The organism is Naasia sp., from assembly GCF_025465545.1.
Classification (GTDB): Bacteria; Actinomycetota; Actinomycetes; order Actinomycetales; family Microbacteriaceae; genus Naasia.
In genome coordinates, this window is sequence record NZ_JAODMK010000017.1 from 60,827 (window position 1) to 76,105 (window position 15,279).

The window sequence follows — 15,279 nt, forward strand, 5'->3', positions numbered from 1 at the left end:
CACTCGGCGGATTGGGCCGCACCGGGAAGAATGGCGGGGTGCCCACCACTGCTCTCGCCCTGCTCAACCAGCCCTCGCGCGACGCCGCGCCGCATCGGGAGGGGGCCGCTGCCTTCGACCTCGTCGACCCGGACGCCCCCCACATCGGCGTGCTGGACCTCGGCGTGACCCGAGGAGACGGGGTGTTCGAGACGATCAGCGTGGGCGGCGGGCATCCGCAGGCACTGGAGGCGCACCTGCGCCGATTCGCCGGCTCGGCCGCGGCGCTGGAGCTGCCCGCTCCCGATCCCGAGGCCTGGGCCGCGGCGGTGCGAGCGGCCGCGGCGGCCATCGACCCGGTGGGGGAGGCCTTCGTCAAGACGGTGCTGACCCGCGGGGTCGAAGGCGACGGGCGGCCCACCGGCTGGGCGTACGCCGCCCCGGCGGCCGACTTCTCCCGCGCGAGGACCGAGGGGATCCGGGTGGTCCTGCTCGACCGGGGCTACCGGCGGGACGTCGCCCAGACCTCACCGTGGCTGCTGCAGGGGTCCAAGACGCTCTCCTACGCCGTGAACAAGGCAGTGCTGCGGGAGGCCGCCCGGCGGGGCGCCGACGACGTGGTGTTCGTGAGCTCGGACGGCTACCTGCTGGAGGGCTCGACGTCCAACCTGCTGCTGCGCGTCGGCGACACCCTCGTCACGCCCGGCACCGATCTCGGCATCCTGGCCGGCACGACCCAGGGGGACCTGTTCGAGTTCGCCCGCGGCCAGGGGCTCGGCACCGAGTACGCCCTCCTGCGTGAAGAGGATCTCGCCTCCGCCGACGCCGCGTGGCTCGTCTCCAGCGTGCGGCACGCGGCACCGATCCGTCAGGTCGACGGAGTCGACCGGGCGGTCGACTCCGACTTCACCGCTTCCGTCAACGCGTGGCTGCTGGGCCGTACGCGCTGACCCGGGGGGAGGCCCCCGGCGACCGGAGCGCTCGGCATCCCGCGCCTAAGCTGGTGCCGTGCCCACGCTCAGCGAGCTCGTCGTCGCATCCGGACGGTCGACCGCGGCCGATGTCGAATGGCTGCACCTGCTGGTCGGCGACTGGCAGCTGCTCGCCGACCTGGCCTTCGCGGACATCGTGCTCTGGGTGCCCACCGACGACAACTCGTTCGTCGCCGTCGCCCACGCTCGCCCCTCCAGCTCGGCCACGCTGTTCTATCGGGACTTCGTCGGGCAGCGGATCAAGTCGGAGTGGCGCACCCTCGTCACGGAGGCTTTCGAGGGCGCCAGGATTGTGGACTCGTCGGCTCCCGACTGGTTCGAGGAGACCCCGACACGCGTGCGGGCGGTGCCCGTGCAGCGGCGGAGCTCGCCGAGCGGGCTGGAGGTCAGCAACGTGCCGACCGCTGTGCTCACCCGGCACACCAACCTCAGCGAGACGCGCACCCCGAGCCGCCAGGAGGTCACGTTCAACTCCTGTGCCGACGACCTGTTCCGGATGATCGCCGCCGGCGACTTCCCCGATCTGGGCGCGCCGACCGGTCCTCGCCGCGGGGCGCCCCGCGCCTCCGACGGCCTGATCCGGCTCGACGTCGACGGCACCACGAACTTCGCCAGCCCCAACGCGCTCTCCGCCTTCAACCGGATGGGATTCACCGGCGAGCTCGAGGGGGAGTCCCTCGCCGAGGTGACGGTGAATCTCGTCAAGGCCCAGCACGTCGTCGATGAGAGCCTTCCTCTCGTGGTCACGGGACGGGCTCCCTGGCGCACCGAGATCGAGTCGCGCGGGGTCACCGTGTCGCTCCGCGCGATCCCGATCCGGGACAGGGGCGAGCGGACCGGCGCGATCGTGCTGTGCCGCGATGTCACCGAGCTCCGCCACCAGGAGCAGGAGCTCATCACCAAGGACGCGACGATCCGCGAGATCCACCACCGCGTCAAGAACAACCTGCAGACGGTCGCCTCGCTGCTGCGCATCCAGGCGCGCCGATCCCGCACGGACGAGGCCCGGGACGCGCTGATCCAGGCCATGCGGCGGGTGTCCGCGATCGCCGTCGTGCACGACACCCTCTCCGAGGGACTCAACCAGAACGTCGACTTCGACGAGGTGTTCGAACGCGTCCTGCTGCTCGTCGCGGAGGTGGCGTCCAGTCACAACACCCGGGTGCACCCGCAGAAGACGGGCACGTTCGGCGTGCTGCCGAGCGCATTCGCCACTCCGCTCGCCCTGGCGCTGACCGAGCTGGTCACCAACGCGGTCGAGCACGGGCTCGCGGGGCGGGAGGGGACCGTCGAGATCCTCGCGGCGCGCAAGAAGAGCAAGCTCACCATCACCGTGCGGGACGACGGCGGCGGACTGCCCGAGGGCAAGGTCGGCTCCGGCCTCGGCACTCAGATCGTGCGCACCCTCATCCAGGGCGAGCTCGGCGGCGTGATCGACTGGCACACCATGGTGGGCAGCGGAACCGAGGTCACGATCGAGATCCCGCTGCGATGGATGCAGCCGACCGGCTGAGAGCCGATCGAAGGATGCCGCCCGGAGGCGGCTCCTCGATGGAAGCCCGCTGGCGAGCGCCGCTAGGAAGCGCGACGGGCGCGAGCAGCGCGGCGCTTGAGTGCGCGACGCTCGTCCTCGCTGAGGCCGCCCCACACTCCGTAGTCCTGGCCGGTCTCCAGTGCGTACTGCAGGCACGTCTCGGTGACGGTGCAGCGAGCACATACCGCCTTGGCCTTGTCGATCTGATCGACGGCGGGGCCGGTGTTCCCCACGGGGAAGAACAACTCGGGGTCCGCGGTCAGGCAGGCGGCTTTGTCACGCCAATCCATGCGTGGTGCTCCTTTGAATTACTGTGGTGCAAGCGGTCGAGACGACCGTGAGTCGGGTGACGTGTCGTTGATGCTCTCGGTGACGGTGCTCTTCAATCCGTCTGAACCGGGCTCGCCCACTCCGCTGTGGGTCTTGAAAACGACCTCAGCTATGGTCGCATACCGATAACACCTGATCAATAGCTTTGTATGGGATGTCGCTGTGAGAGAACCCGCCCCGGGCCGCCCCGAGCGCGCGCGACCCGTCCTGCTGCAGGTGCTCGCCGGCGTCGTGCTGCTCGAGGCGGTCGCCATGATGGTCGTCGCCGTCCTGCTCCTGCTCGAGCTGCTGACCCAGCCGGCGTCGTCGATCGGCGGAGGAGTGGCGATCGTCGTCATCGCGGTGCTCGCCGCCGGCTGGCTGCTGGCGATGTTCCACGGCACGATCCGCGGGCGGGCCTGGGTCCGCGGTGCGGTCTTCACCTGGCAGCTCGTCCAGCTCGCGATCGCCATCGGCTCGTTCCAGGGCGCCTTCGCCCGGCCCGACATCGGCTGGATCCTGCTGCTGCCCGCACTCGTCGCGATCGCGCTGCTGTTCACGCCGTCGGTGATGAACGCGACCCGCCGCACCTGACGCGGCGTCCATCCCCGCGCCCCGATGAACGCAACCGTCCGGCCACACCGCAACGGCGTGCCGTTGCCCCTTGGCCGGACGGTTGCGTTCGTGCGCCCCTGGCGGGGCGTCAGTCGACGCCGAGCTTCTTGCGGAGCGAGGCGACGTGCCCGGTCGCCTTCACGCTGTAGAGGGGCAGCGTGACGAGGCCGCTCTCGTCGAGCACGAACGTCGAGCGGATCACGCCCTGCACCGTCTTGCCGTAGAGCGACTTCTCGCCGTAGGCCGAGTAGGCCTTGTGCACCGTGAGGTCCGGGTCGCTCAGCAGCGGGAAGTTGAGACTCTCCTGCTCCTTGAACTCGGCGTTCTTCGCCGGCTCGTCCTTGGAGATGCCGATCACCTGGTAGCCGGCGGAGGCCAGCGAGTTGAGGTTGTCGCGGAAGTCGCACGCCTCGGTGGTGCAACCCGGAGTCATCGCGGCGGGGTAGAAGTAGAGCACCACCTTCCGCCCCGGGAAGTCGGTGAGGGACACCGGCGATCCGGTCTCGTCGTCCAGTCGGAAGGATGGTGCCCGGTCGCCCTTCTCCAGGCGCTCTGCGTCGCTCACGAAGCCGTCCTCTCGTCGGCCCCGCACGGGACGCGGGGCGCCTCTCATGCTAGGTCGCCGTCCTCCACGCGGGCACCCGTTGCGGAGCGAGCGCCCGGTGCCCGCCGGGTCTCGGTCGGTCCCGCTCGGCTCCCCGCCGCGCACGACGGCGGTCGGCTCGTGCTAATCTTGACGATCGGTCCGGAAGTTCGGATCGCGCGCACCTCTAGCTCAATTGGCAGAGCAACTGACTCTTAATCAGTGGGTTCCGGGTTCAAGTCCCGGGGGGTGTACGGAAGCCCCGCAGACTCTCGCCAGTCTGCGGGGCTTTTTCGTGTCTCGGCTAGGCGGCTTCGCGTGGTTCAGTCGGGCACGAGTCAGGATGGCCGGGGATCAGGCTTGATTGGCCTCGGCTCAGTGCTGGGTCTCGCGCCCGTCCCATTGCATTCGTCACCTCGTCTAGGCGGTCGGGCCACAGGTGTCCGTACCGGTTCAGAGTCTCCGTGGCGGTCGCGTGGCCCAGCATGTTCTGCACTACGAGCACGTCTGCACCCGCGGCGTTCGCCATGGAGGCCGCGGTGTGCCGCAGAGCCTGTGGGGCCAGGTCGCCCTCGGTAAGGCCCGCCGACATGAGCGCCTTCGGCCACACGCGCGAACGCCAGTTGTGCGCTGAAATCGGGCCTCCTCGCGCGGCCCTAAAAACGTAGGCGTTGTCCGGCTGCCCGTACACCAATGACGCGAGATCCGAAATGAGGAAGCCGTGTACCGGCACGGTCCGGCTCTTGCCCGTCTTCGGTGCCCCCAACACCATCCGGCCACCATCTTCGGTCCACGTCTGGCGGATCACCGCACGCCGTCGCGCGAGATCAAGGTCGCCCACTGTAAGGGCCAGCGCCTCTCCGATTCGGGCCCCGGTATAGCTCATCCAGCGGACCAATGTGCCGTCGGTTCGGCTCCCGTACGCTTCCGCCGACTCCGCGAGGTGCTCCACATCGGCGTGGGCGAGAAACACCATGCGCCCGCTCCTGTTGAAAGGCAGCTCAATCCCTTCGCTCGGTTGCTGGCCACATACTCGTGCCGCACCGCGAACTCCATCGCGCTGGAGAACCGTCCGAGGTCTCAACGTCTGCCCGCCGGATGCGACCGCTGGGCGTCGCCCCCCACCTAGGTAGGACCCAGGCGAACAGCGCCCGCTCGTACTTGCCCCGAGATGACGCCTTCAGGCCGTGCTTCGTCGCGAGGAACTCCCCAGCGACCTCGCTGAAGCTGATGTTCGAGTGTGCGGGATCACGGTAGACCGGCCGCAGTCGTCGCAGTGAAAAAGGTGAACGAGCTCGACTTCTGCAACCCGGGTCACGGGCACGTCGTGTCGAAGGTCGGCTTGACGCCGAACAAGACGACCGCAGCGATCAATCTGCTCGGAATCAAGAACGATCCGGACTGCTCGAAGTCGGTTCGGCTGGGGAAGAGCCAGTTCCAAAGATATTCGCGGAAGGCTGTGGAGCGGATACGCGCGCTGGTCGAGGACATTGGCCCGGATGAGATCTGGTTGCGGCACAAGGCGGCGAGCAAGCCGGAATGACCGCCGTCCGTCCGCTCAGGTGAGCTGTCGATAGGCACCTCGGAGGGACTCAGTGACGTCCCGTCCGGAGTCTCTAGCAACTCTCATTCCGAGTCGGTGCACATCCTCCGTGTGCGGTACCGCGAGTGAGTCCAGCTCCGAAGGGGTGAACTCGCGGGCCCAGTTGATGAAGCCTCGGCGAGGAGGACTCGGGCCGGAACGAGTGCTGAGGTCTCCGCGTCGACGACTGAGCCCAGTCAGGACTGAGTCAGGATGCCCGCGGCTCCGGGCGTCGGTCGCCGTAATCGCCCGGATGTTCTGACTGCTACTAGGCCTCGGAACGACGCCGATCCGACCAACGAGTGTCACTCGGCGTCAATGCGCGGCGTAGTTCCGGACTGATCGGGCGGTTGCGGGTTCGAGTCCCGCAGTCGGCTCCGCGGTTCCGTTAACAGCGCGACGAGTCAGGATTCCGTCAGGGTCAATTGCAGCGGCGGCGCATCGCCGCACTCACAGGCCCCAGCACCGCCAACTCCCTTGCAACAAAAGGCTCTGCCACCAGCGCCTCGCGCCGCGTGAGTACTCGCCCGGATGCGTCTAAATCAAAGGCTGTCCTGCTCTTGCACCGGAGTGGCATGCCGCGCAACTACTCGCTCTCCCTGTCGCCAAACCGCTCGAGTGAGAGGAACTCCGGGGCGGTAGGCGATGTGCGCCGCCGACGGGGCGGCGAGGACCTGGAAATCCGCACGCCCCCCGACCCGAAGGCCCCCCACCGCCTCCGGCCCGGTATCGCGACCGAGGGATCGGGCGGCACCCCGCGTTGCCGCGAAAACCGCTTCCTCAACGGTGAGATTCATCTGCAGCACGGCGGTTGCGACGCAGTACTGCATGGAGGTGGTGAAGGAGCTTCCTGGGTTGCAATTGGTCGCGATCGCTATGGTGGCTCCCGCATCCAGGAGGCGCCGCGCGGGCGCGAGCGGCTGTCGCGTCGAGAGGTCGCACGCCGGCAGGACTGTCGCCACCGTCGTCGAGTCGGCGAGGGCAGCCACATCGGAGTCGCTCAGATGGTTGCAGTGGTCCACGCTCATCGCCCCCACCTCGACTGCGAGAGCGACGCCGCCGCTCTCGCCCAGCTGGTTGCCGTGCACCCGCACGCCGAGACCGGCAGCGATGCCGGCTTCGAGAACCTCTCGGGACTGGTCCCCGTCGAAAGCCCCTCGCTCACAGAAGACGTCGATGAAGGACACCCACGGCCGCACCGCTGCCAGCATCGGCCCGGTCACGAGGTCGAGGTAGTCCCGCGCGGCCATCGCATCGGGGACGACGTGAGCGCCGAGGAAGGTGACGACGTCGGCAACCTGCGCCGCCAGTTCGGCCGAACGGCGCTCCGTCTCGACGTCGAGGCCATAGCCGGTCTTCGTCTCGAGGAAGGTGGTGCCCCCCGCCTCTGCCTCACCCCGGAGACGGGCCAGGTTCGCCAGGAGCGCAGAGTCACTCGCCGCACGAGTGGCCTGCACGGTCGTTCGAATGCCCCCCGCGGTGTACGGCAGACCCGCCATCCGCGCCTCGAACTCGTCCGAGCGGTCTCCGGCGAACACCAGGTGCGTGTGGGAGTCCACCCAGCCCGGTAGGACGGCCGACTGGTGCACGCTGGTGGAGATGTCCGCATCCGGGGCGGAACGCGACGGTCCGATCCAGGCGATGCGGCCTTCGTCGATGACCATCGCCGCGTCCCTCAGGCGGCGGTGCTCGTCGTCATTCGTGGTCAACTCGGCGATGTCGGTGATCAGTTCGGACGTCATTCTCGACCTCCCCGCTCGGAGGAGGAGCCTGTCACGACGGCGTCTATGGCGCGAGCCATCCGCGCTGCGGGTGAAATCGGATCATCCCGCTCGGGCGTTGCGCCGCCGTCGGCGACTATTCGGCCGCCCACGATCACCCGCAGTACGTCGGCCGCCGTCGCGACGAGGGGGAGTTGGTCGTGGAGCGCGCCGACCGTCCGGATGGACTGCGCGTCGATCTCGACCAGGTCGCAGAAGCCGCCAGGGGCGAGCCCTGCCGGCGGTGCGTGCCCGAGCGATGAGTATCCGCCCACAGTGAGTGCACCCGTCAGCTCGGCCGGGCTGAATCGTCCCCGGCGGCGCGATGCCAACCGCTCCCCGGCCTCCAGCCCGCGCGCTTCGAGGAACGGGTCGATCACCGCGTTCTGGTCCGAGCCGAGAGCCAGCCGTGCTCCCGCGTCCGCCAACGCGCGCGCTGGCCCGATCCCGTCGCCCAGGTCGGCCTCAGTGGTGGGGCAGAGGACAACCACCGCACCCGAATCTCCGATGAGCCCGATATCCCGCTCCGTGAGATGGGTCGCGTGCACCAGGCTGAGCCGGGGAGCGAGCACTCCGAGGTCTGCGAGCAACTGGGTCGGTGTCGTTCCGAATGTGGCCTCGCACTCCTGGTTCTCCTGAACCTGTTCCGAGAGGTGGATGTGCAGAGGCACGTCGGGCGGGACGCTGGACGCGGCCACGGCGATATCGGGGGGCGGGACCGCTCGCACCGAATGCACCGCCGCGCCGAGCGTGACGGCGGAAAGCCCGCCCAGCGCATCCCGCAGGTCATACCAGCGCTCGAGCCACCGGTGCACCGACCCGTCGCTGAAACGGAGCTGCTCCGTGCTCAGGGGCCGGTTGATTCCTCCGGTGAGGTAGAGCGCATCGAGCAGTGTAAGCCGGATCCCGGCCTCCTGTGCTGCGTGAGCGAGCGCCAGCTCCATGGCGTGCCGGCGGTCATACGGCTTCCCATCGGGCCGGTGGTGCACGTAATGGAATTCCCCGACGGCCGTCCAGCCGCTCAGCAGCATCTCGTGAAAGACCGACAATGCGAGGTCGTAGTACCGATCAGGGTCGAGACGCCCGGCGACTTCGTACATGGAGGTCCGCCAGGCCCAGAAGTCGCCGCCATCGGAATGGGTACGGCCCCGGAGCGCACGGTGGAAGGAGTGCGAGTGGGCGTTGCCCATCCCGGGAAGCACCACTCCCATCCGGATGTCACCGGGCGCCGGAGGCGTCCCGACTTCGACGGTCGCGATCCGGCCGTTCCCGCCGGTGGTGATCCGGGTGGAAGCGTTCGGGACACCGTCGATGAGCGCGACCGCTGACCAGTAGTTCACAACAGACTCCGCAATACGGTCTCGAGAGCGTCGATCCCAGCCAGGGTGTCCTCCAACTCCGCCCACTCCTCCGGTGCGTGGGAGATCCCGGTCGGGTTGCGGACGAAGAGCATGGCGGTAGGGGCGACGCTCGACAGGACTCCAGCGTCGTGCCCGGCGCCCGATGCCAGGGCGGGGACGCCGCCCAGCGCGCTCGATAGCCGCTCGAGCAGCCGGGCATCGAAACTCACGGCGTCGCTCCACGACTCCTCGGTGACGACGACGGAGCAGCCCTCCTCTGCGGCTAGGCCGTCGGAGAGGCGGGCGATCTCTGCGACCAGGAGGCGAGTGTCCTTCGCGGTCTCCCCACGGGCGTCCAGCCAGGACGTGACCGACGAAGGGATCACGTTCGTCCCTCCCGGGGTCACTTCGATGCGCCCGACGGTCGCCCGTGACCCGGCGATGGATAGCGCCGTATCCCGGATGGCCGTCACGGCTCGTGCGGCCGCGACCAAGGGGTCCTGACGTCCCTGCATGGCGGTCGCGCCGGCGTGATTGCCCTGGCCCCGGAAGGCGAGGCGCCATCGGCCGTGAGCCAGGATCGAGGACGCAACGGCGACAGGCGAGTCCAGGTCGATCAGTCCGCGGCCCTGCTCGATGTGGAGCTCGAGAAAGAGACCGATCCGAGCGGCGGTCTCGGGGTCAGCACCGAGGTGTGCAGGATTCAGGCCGGCATCGCGCGCAGCATCGGCGAAGGTGACGCCGGCCGCGTCCGTCAGAGCGCGGACGCGGTCCGGGTCGATAGTGCCGCTCATCATTCGCGAGCCGAGGCAGGCCACCCCGAAGCGTGAGCCCTCCTCCTCCGCGAACACGGCGACGGCGAACGGTCGGCCCGGGATGAAGCCGGACCGCTGCAGCCGGGCAACGGCCTCCAGAGCGCTGACGACACCGAGCGGGCCGTCGAATGGGCCACCGCCTGGTACCGAGTCGAGGTGACTCCCTGTCACCACGGCGCCATCACCCGGAGGTCCCCACCACGCCCAGAGATTGCCGTTCCGGTCGGCTTCGACGTCAAGACCGAGCCGTTCGGCACGCTCAACGAACCAGATGCGCAATTGCAGTTCCGAGGTGGACCAGATCGACCGGGAGAACCCCCCGCGCAGGCGATCCCGCCCGACGTCCGCGATCTCGTCGAGTCCCGCAAGCATGCCGTGCGCGGTGATCGGCCGCATCAATCGCCCTCCAGCATGGGAACGCGGAGGCCACGCTCCCGGGCTACATCACGGGCGCGGGAGTAGCCCGCGTCCACGTGTCGCATGACTCCGGTCCCCGGGTCATTGACAAGCACACGCTCGATCTTCTCGGCTGCGAGGGCGGTGCCGTCGGCCACGACCACCTGCCCGGCGTGGATGGAGCGGCCTATCCCGACGCCTCCGCCGTGATGGATGGAGACCCAGGTGGCGCCCGAGGCTGTGTTCAGCAGGGCATTCAGGAGCGGCCAGTCGGCAATCGCGTCGGATCCGTCCGCCATGCCCTCAGTCTCGCGGTAGGGCGAGGCGACCGAGCCGGAGTCGAGGTGGTCCCTCCCTATCACGATGGGCGCAGTCAGCTCGCCCGAGGCCACCATCTCGTTGAATCGAAGTCCAGCGAGGTGGCGTTCCTTGTAGCCCAGCCAGCAGATCCGGGCAGGCAGGCCCTCGAAATGCACCTTCTCGCTGGCTTTCGTGATCCATCGCTTCAGCTTCTCGTCGTCAGGAAAGAGGTCGAGGATGGCACGGTCGGTCGCCGCGATGTCGGCTGGATCCCCCGAGAGCGCGACCCAGCGGAAGGGTCCCTTGCCTTCGGCGAACAGTGGCCGAATGTAAGCGGGGACGAAGCCGGGGAAGTCGAACGCCCGGTCGAACCCGCCCAGCTTCGCCTCTGTGCGGATCGAGTTGCCGTAGTCGAACACCTCCGCGCCCGCGTCCTGAAACCCGACCATTGCCCGGACCTGATCGGCCATCGACGCGCGGGCCTTGACGGTGAACTCCTCGGGGTCGGCCGCTGCCGCAGCACTCCATTCAGCCACAGTGATGCCTTCGGGCAGATAGCTGAGCGGGTCGTGGGCGCTGGTCTGGTCCGTGACGATCTCGATCGGAACGCGGCGGGCGAGGAGCTCCGGGAAGATGGTCGCGGCGTTGCCGATCAGTCCGACCGACAGGGGCTTCCGCTCGGCTTTGGCGGCGAGCACCCGCTCGACAGCGGCGTCGAGATCGGCGGTCATCTCGTCGAGGTAACCGTGCTCCACGCGACGACGCAGCCGCGCCTCGTCCACATCGACGATGAGGACGACGCCGTCGTTCATGGTCACGGCGAGCGGCTGGGCGCCGCCCATGCCTCCGGCACCCCCGGTGAGGGTGAGCGTGCCCGCGAGGGTGCCGCCGAACCTCTTGTCGGCGATAGCGGCGAAGGTCTCGTAGGTTCCCTGGAGTATTCCCTGTGTACCGATGTAGATCCAGGAGCCGGCCGTCATCTGCCCGTACATCGTCAGCCCCAGGGACTCGAGCCTGCGGAACTCGGGCCAGGTCGCCCAGTCGCCCACCAGGTTCGAGTTGGCGATCAGGACCCGCGGTGCCCATTCGTGAGTCCGGAAAACTCCAACGGGCTTGCCTGACTGCACGAGCAGGGTCTCGTCGAGCTCGAGCGTCTCGAGCGTCCGGACCATGGCGTCGTACGCCTCCCAGCTGCGCGCAGCGCGGCCCGTCCCGCCGTAGACGACGAGATCGGCCGGCCGTTCGGCCACTTCCGCGTCGAGATTGTTCATCAGCATCCGCAGGGGCGCTTCGGTTTGCCAGCCCTTCGCGGTGAGGGCGGCGCCGCGGGCAGCGCGGATGGGGAGGCGGGGATTGTCGCTGGAATGCACTCCTCCATGAGAGGGCATCGGGCCGTCGGCCCGCACCCTAGACTCCCAACACCTGTCTCATCTGTGAGACATGTCACATGACGGAAACGCGGCACAGAGCGAGGATCGGGGACGGATGAGCCCATCACAGCCCGGCGCGCCTGCGGCAAGGCACACGCTCCTCATCCTTCAGTTCCTGGGCAACCAGCGGGGACCCGTCGGCGCCGCGACGATTGCGGGAGCGTTGGGCCTTCCCCGCTCCACCGTGTATCGGCTCCTGAACACGCTTCGCGAGTTCGGCTTCGTGCTGCACTTCCCGGAGGAGCGCCGCTACGGCATCGGCATCGGAGCGTTCGAGCTGAGTTCCGGCTTCACCCGGCAGGAGCCGCTGTCGCGCCTCGCGCGCCCCATCTTGGCGACCCTGGTCGATCGCCTGGGGGAGAGCGCTCACCTCGCCGCGCTGCATGGACAAGACGTCATCTATCTGGTCGAGGAGCGTGCCCCTCGTCGCCCTGCCTTGGTGACGGATGTCGGCGTCCGGCTGCCCAGTCACCTGACTGCGAGCGGGCGAGCACTCCTGGCGACGCTTCCGCGCGCCCAGTTGCGGGCACTCTTTCCTGCGACCGCTGCCCTCGCTCAGCGTCAGGGCTCGCCCGAGCTGCGGCTAGCCGACCTGCTACGGCTGCTCGAGGAAGTGAAACGTGCCGGCTACGCCGCCGAGGACGGGGACGTCACGGCCGGACTGGCCTCGGTCGCTGTCGCTGTGCGTGACCACGCCGGTTGGCCGGCCGCAGGAATCACCCTGACCTTTCCAAGGGAGAACATCCCTCTTGATGAGTGGCCCTCTGTCGCGGAGACGCTTCGGGTCTACGCCGCCGAGCTCTCCCGACGCATCAGGGGCGTCGACTCGGGAAAGGGACCCTGACGAGCGCGAGGAAGTTAACCTGCAGGAAATGAATCCATGGATACAATTCCGCTTGAGGCCGTTTTCACGGCTGTGTTCCGCCCTGTTCGAGGGTTCGACTGAGCCCACCGCTCCCTACAAGAGGATTCGCCGCATGGCATGCACCGCAAGTAGAAAAGGCAAGTCCGCTCGCACTGCGCAGGTCGTGGCGACTGCCGCCACCGCGGTTCTGCTCGCCGGATGCGCCGCCGGTCCAGGTTCCGGTTCCGGTTCCGGTTCTACGGATTCCGCGGACGAGGCGCCCCGAGCGGCGATGATCACGACAGGGGCGGTCACGACCGGTGACTGGGACCCGGCGAGCTACAAGGCATTCACCGCGATGGCCGAGAAGTACGGCTTCCAGGCGAGCAACGAGGACAGCGTCGGGTACGACGAAGCCGAGTCGATTCTCGCCCGTCTCGCCCAGTCGAACGACCTGGTCATCGCCACGAGCGCAGGCTACGGGGCCGCGGTCATGTCGGTTGCCCCGCAGTACCCGGACACGATGTTCGTGGTGTGGGCGCTGCTGGAGGACAACGGCGGGCTCGAGAACGTCGCGGGCTTCTCCAGTGACTTCAACGAGCTCGGCTACGTGGCAGGCGCCGCCGCGTGCCTTGCCGCCGAGGGCGGCAAGATCGGTCATGTGAACAGCGAGCCGATCCCGGCGTTCACCCACTTCTCCGGAGGAATCGAGCAGGCCGCCGAGGAGTACTGCCCGAACGGCAAGAGCGACTCCCTGGAGACGTACATCAACAGCTTCACCGACGTCTCCAAGGCGAAGCTCGCCGCCGAGGACCTCATCGGAAATGGCGCGACCGTCCTCATCCCCACTATCGATGCGGCGGCCACCGGAGTTCTGGAGGCGGCCGAGGCGAGCGGTGCCAAGCTGATCATGCCGTACGTCGACCAGCTCGCCCTGGCTCCCGACCTCGTCGTCACGAGCTGGCTGCTCGGCTTCGACCCCCAGTATGACGAGATCGGCCGACTGTTCACCGAAGGTGAGCTGAAGGGGGAGATCTACCCGGAGACCTTCGAGAACGGCGGGATCGATCTGGTTCTCCCGCTGGCGAACGTCTCCGATGAGGTCAATGCCCAGGTCGAGGAGATCGTCGCCGGTCTCAAGGACGGCTCGATCCAGGTCGATGACCGCGTAGTGACGCCGTAGCAGCGCGCCGGGGACGAAGCGACCATGACCACGGCTCCTGCTCCGTCCGACCAGGGCGGGCCCGAATTGCGCAGCTCTCTCCAGGTGAGGGACGTCCGCAAGCACTTCGGGCCCATCCTCGCGAACGACGGCGTCAACGCGGAGTTCCGCCTCGGACAGGTGCATGCGCTGCTGGGTGAGAATGGCGCCGGCAAGTCCACGCTGATCAAGATCCTCTCCGGAATCTACGAAGCCGATGGGGGAGAGATCCTCCTCGACGGACGCCCGGTGCAGATCCGGTCGACGGCCGATGCGCGGGCGTCCGGCATCGCGGTGGTTCACCAGCATTCCGCGCTCATCGGCCGGCTGACCGTCGCCGAGAACATCGCTCTCGCCCACGACGGGCTGGGGTTTCCCCGAAAGGCGGTGGTCTCGCGCTTCACGCAGGCTGCGGCTGATCTCGGGTTCACCATCGATCCGAGGCGAACGGTGGAATCTCTCTCCGTCGGCGACCGTCAGCGTGTGGAGATCGTCCGGGAGATGATGACCGCAGCCAAGGTGCTCATCCTCGACGAGCCGACCGCGACCCTTGCTCCTAGCGAACGGGACGTACTCTTCGCGACCCTGCGGAGGCTTGCGGACCTCGGCTCGGCCGTGATCCTTGTGACCCACCGCCTCGAAGAGGCGGCCCTCTATTGCGACGCCGTCACCGTGCTGCGCGCGGGTCGCACCGTGTTCGAGCACGAGGAGCCGTCTCGACTTTCGCAGGCGGACCTCGTTCGGGCCATGGTCGGAGATGTCCGCCTCGTGGCCGAGCGGCACACGAGCCCCCGGGGGGAGATCGCGCTCTCGGCAGCAGGCGTGAGAAGCCGGGGACCGGTGTCCGGAATGGCCATCGAGGTCGCTCAGCTGACAGTGCGCTCGGGAGAGATTCTCGGCATCGCCGGGGTCGAGGGCAACGGACAGAGCGATCTGGCGGAGATGCTGAGCGGAGCGGTGAAACCCGACCACGGTTCGCTGCTGCTGCACGAGCGCGAGATCGGAGCACTTCCGGGGCACGAGCGCACCTCGCTCATCGCGTACGTTCCGGACGACGAGAGCCTCGGATTCTCGGTCAATCTGCGGGTGTGGGAGAACCTCTCCGCTGAGGAGATGCTGTACCGGCGCCCCCCTACTGCTGGCAACAAGAAGGCCATGCGGGCGCGCTCCGCGGAGCTCGTGGAGAGGTTCAACATCCGTCCCCCCTCGATCGATGCGGTCGGCGGGCAGCTTTCCGGGGGAAACAGGCGAAGAGTGCAGATCGCCCGGGAATTCAGCAAGACACCGAGTCTCGTGGTGTGTGGCTATGCGACGAGGGGCCTGGACGTACAGTCCATCCAGCAGGTCAAGAACTGGTGCCGGGAACTCGCCAACGGGGGAGCGGCAGTCGTCTACATCGCATCCGACCTCGAGGAGATCCTCGATCTGTCCGACAGCGTCGCCGTGCTCGCGCGGGGCCGGCTCACGGCCTCGCGACCCGCAGTCGAGGCGACTACGGAATGGATCGGCCACGCGATGCTGAGCACGGAGACACCGAGCGAGCAGACGGCATGACCGGAACTGGAGAGGACCGCCGTCAGGCAGACGGCTCCCGGACGC

General features: G+C 68.2%; 14 protein-coding genes and 1 tRNA gene. 8 read left to right on the plus strand and 7 right to left on the minus strand.

The features are described 5' to 3' along the window. Positions 1–38: 38 nt before the first annotated feature. Both JWR33_RS05855 and JWR33_RS05860 read left to right on the plus strand, forming a co-directional pair. Positions 39–929: an aminotransferase class IV gene (locus tag JWR33_RS05855; protein WP_297410214.1), complete on the plus strand. Its 891-nt coding sequence runs from the start codon at positions 39–41 to the stop codon at positions 927–929. A 58-nt stretch (positions 930–987) separates the two neighbouring features. Further along, positions 988–2,484: a PAS domain-containing sensor histidine kinase gene (locus JWR33_RS05860; protein ID WP_297410215.1), complete on the plus strand. Its 1,497-nt coding sequence runs from the start codon at positions 988–990 to the stop codon at positions 2,482–2,484. Positions 2,485–2,546: 62 nt separating this feature from the next. On the opposite strand, the gene JWR33_RS05865 is transcribed toward JWR33_RS05860, so the two are convergent. After that, entirely contained in the window at positions 2,547–2,795 is a 249-nt protein-coding gene (locus tag JWR33_RS05865) for a WhiB family transcriptional regulator (protein WP_286276131.1), read from the minus strand. A gap of 202 nt (positions 2,796–2,997) precedes the next feature. On the opposite strand from JWR33_RS05865, the gene JWR33_RS05870 reads away from it, so the two are divergent. Then, positions 2,998–3,408, plus strand: a complete 411-nt coding sequence (locus JWR33_RS05870) for a hypothetical protein (protein ID WP_297410216.1) — start codon at positions 2,998–3,000, stop codon at positions 3,406–3,408. A gap of 109 nt (positions 3,409–3,517) precedes the next feature. Here the strand turns inward: JWR33_RS05870 and bcp are convergent, their stop codons facing one another. Beyond that, positions 3,518–3,994: a thioredoxin-dependent thiol peroxidase gene (bcp, locus tag JWR33_RS05875; protein ID WP_297410217.1), complete on the minus strand. Its 477-nt coding sequence runs from the start codon at positions 3,992–3,994 to the stop codon at positions 3,518–3,520. A gap of 199 nt (positions 3,995–4,193) precedes the next feature. Between bcp and JWR33_RS05880 the strand changes: the two genes are divergently transcribed. After that, positions 4,194–4,266 (plus strand) — tRNA-Lys (locus JWR33_RS05880). Positions 4,267–4,316: 50 nt separating this feature from the next. Here the strand turns inward: JWR33_RS05880 and JWR33_RS05885 are convergent. Then, positions 4,317–4,988 carry a site-specific integrase gene (locus JWR33_RS05885; RefSeq protein ID WP_297410218.1) on the minus strand — a complete coding sequence of 224 codons (672 nt, stop codon included), beginning with the start codon at positions 4,986–4,988 and terminating at the stop codon, positions 4,317–4,319. 309 nt (positions 4,989–5,297) lie between these two features. On the opposite strand from JWR33_RS05885, the gene JWR33_RS05890 reads away from it, so the two are divergent. Next, the gene (locus JWR33_RS05890; RefSeq protein ID WP_297410219.1) at positions 5,298–5,555 is read left to right on the plus strand and encodes a hypothetical protein; all 258 of its coding nucleotides are present in this window, start codon (positions 5,298–5,300) and stop codon (positions 5,553–5,555) included. Between the two features lie 581 nt (positions 5,556–6,136). Here the strand turns inward: JWR33_RS05890 and hutI are convergent. Genes hutI through hutU form a run of 4 tightly spaced genes read right to left on the minus strand, consistent with a single transcriptional unit; the run spans position 6,137 to position 11,593 of the window. Continuing rightward, positions 6,137–7,336, minus strand: coding sequence for an imidazolonepropionase (gene hutI, locus JWR33_RS05895; protein ID WP_297410220.1), 1,200 nt, complete (start codon positions 7,334–7,336; stop codon positions 6,137–6,139). Further along, positions 7,333–8,694, minus strand: a complete 1,362-nt coding sequence (locus tag JWR33_RS05900; RefSeq protein ID WP_297410221.1) for a formimidoylglutamate deiminase — start codon at positions 8,692–8,694, stop codon at positions 7,333–7,335. Before JWR33_RS05900 ends, hutI begins: the two co-directional genes overlap by 4 nt. After that, the gene (locus JWR33_RS05905; RefSeq protein WP_297410222.1) at positions 8,691–9,905 is read right to left on the minus strand and encodes an allantoate amidohydrolase; all 1,215 of its coding nucleotides are present in this window, start codon (positions 9,903–9,905) and stop codon (positions 8,691–8,693) included. Before JWR33_RS05905 ends, JWR33_RS05900 begins: the two co-directional genes overlap by 4 nt. Beyond that, on the minus strand, positions 9,905–11,593 hold the full coding sequence (gene hutU / locus JWR33_RS05910; RefSeq protein WP_297410286.1) for a urocanate hydratase: 1,689 nt from the start codon (positions 11,591–11,593) through the stop codon (positions 9,905–9,907). The genes JWR33_RS05905 and hutU overlap by 1 nt, the downstream gene beginning before the upstream one ends. 97 nt (positions 11,594–11,690) lie before the next feature. Here hutU and JWR33_RS05915 point away from each other — a divergent pair, with 97 nt between their 5' ends. The 3 genes from JWR33_RS05915 to JWR33_RS05925 all read left to right on the plus strand — a co-directional run bounded on the left by JWR33_RS05915 (position 11,691) and on the right by JWR33_RS05925 (position 15,234). After that, positions 11,691–12,479, plus strand: a complete 789-nt coding sequence (locus JWR33_RS05915; protein WP_297410223.1) for an IclR family transcriptional regulator — start codon at positions 11,691–11,693, stop codon at positions 12,477–12,479. A gap of 292 nt (positions 12,480–12,771) precedes the next feature. Next, the gene (locus tag JWR33_RS05920) at positions 12,772–13,662 is read left to right on the plus strand and encodes a BMP family ABC transporter substrate-binding protein (RefSeq protein WP_297410224.1); all 891 of its coding nucleotides are present in this window, start codon (positions 12,772–12,774) and stop codon (positions 13,660–13,662) included. Between the two features lie 24 nt (positions 13,663–13,686). Next, on the plus strand, positions 13,687–15,234 hold the full coding sequence (locus JWR33_RS05925; protein WP_297410225.1) for an ATP-binding cassette domain-containing protein: 1,548 nt from the start codon (positions 13,687–13,689) through the stop codon (positions 15,232–15,234). Positions 15,235–15,279: the final 45 nt, after the last annotated feature.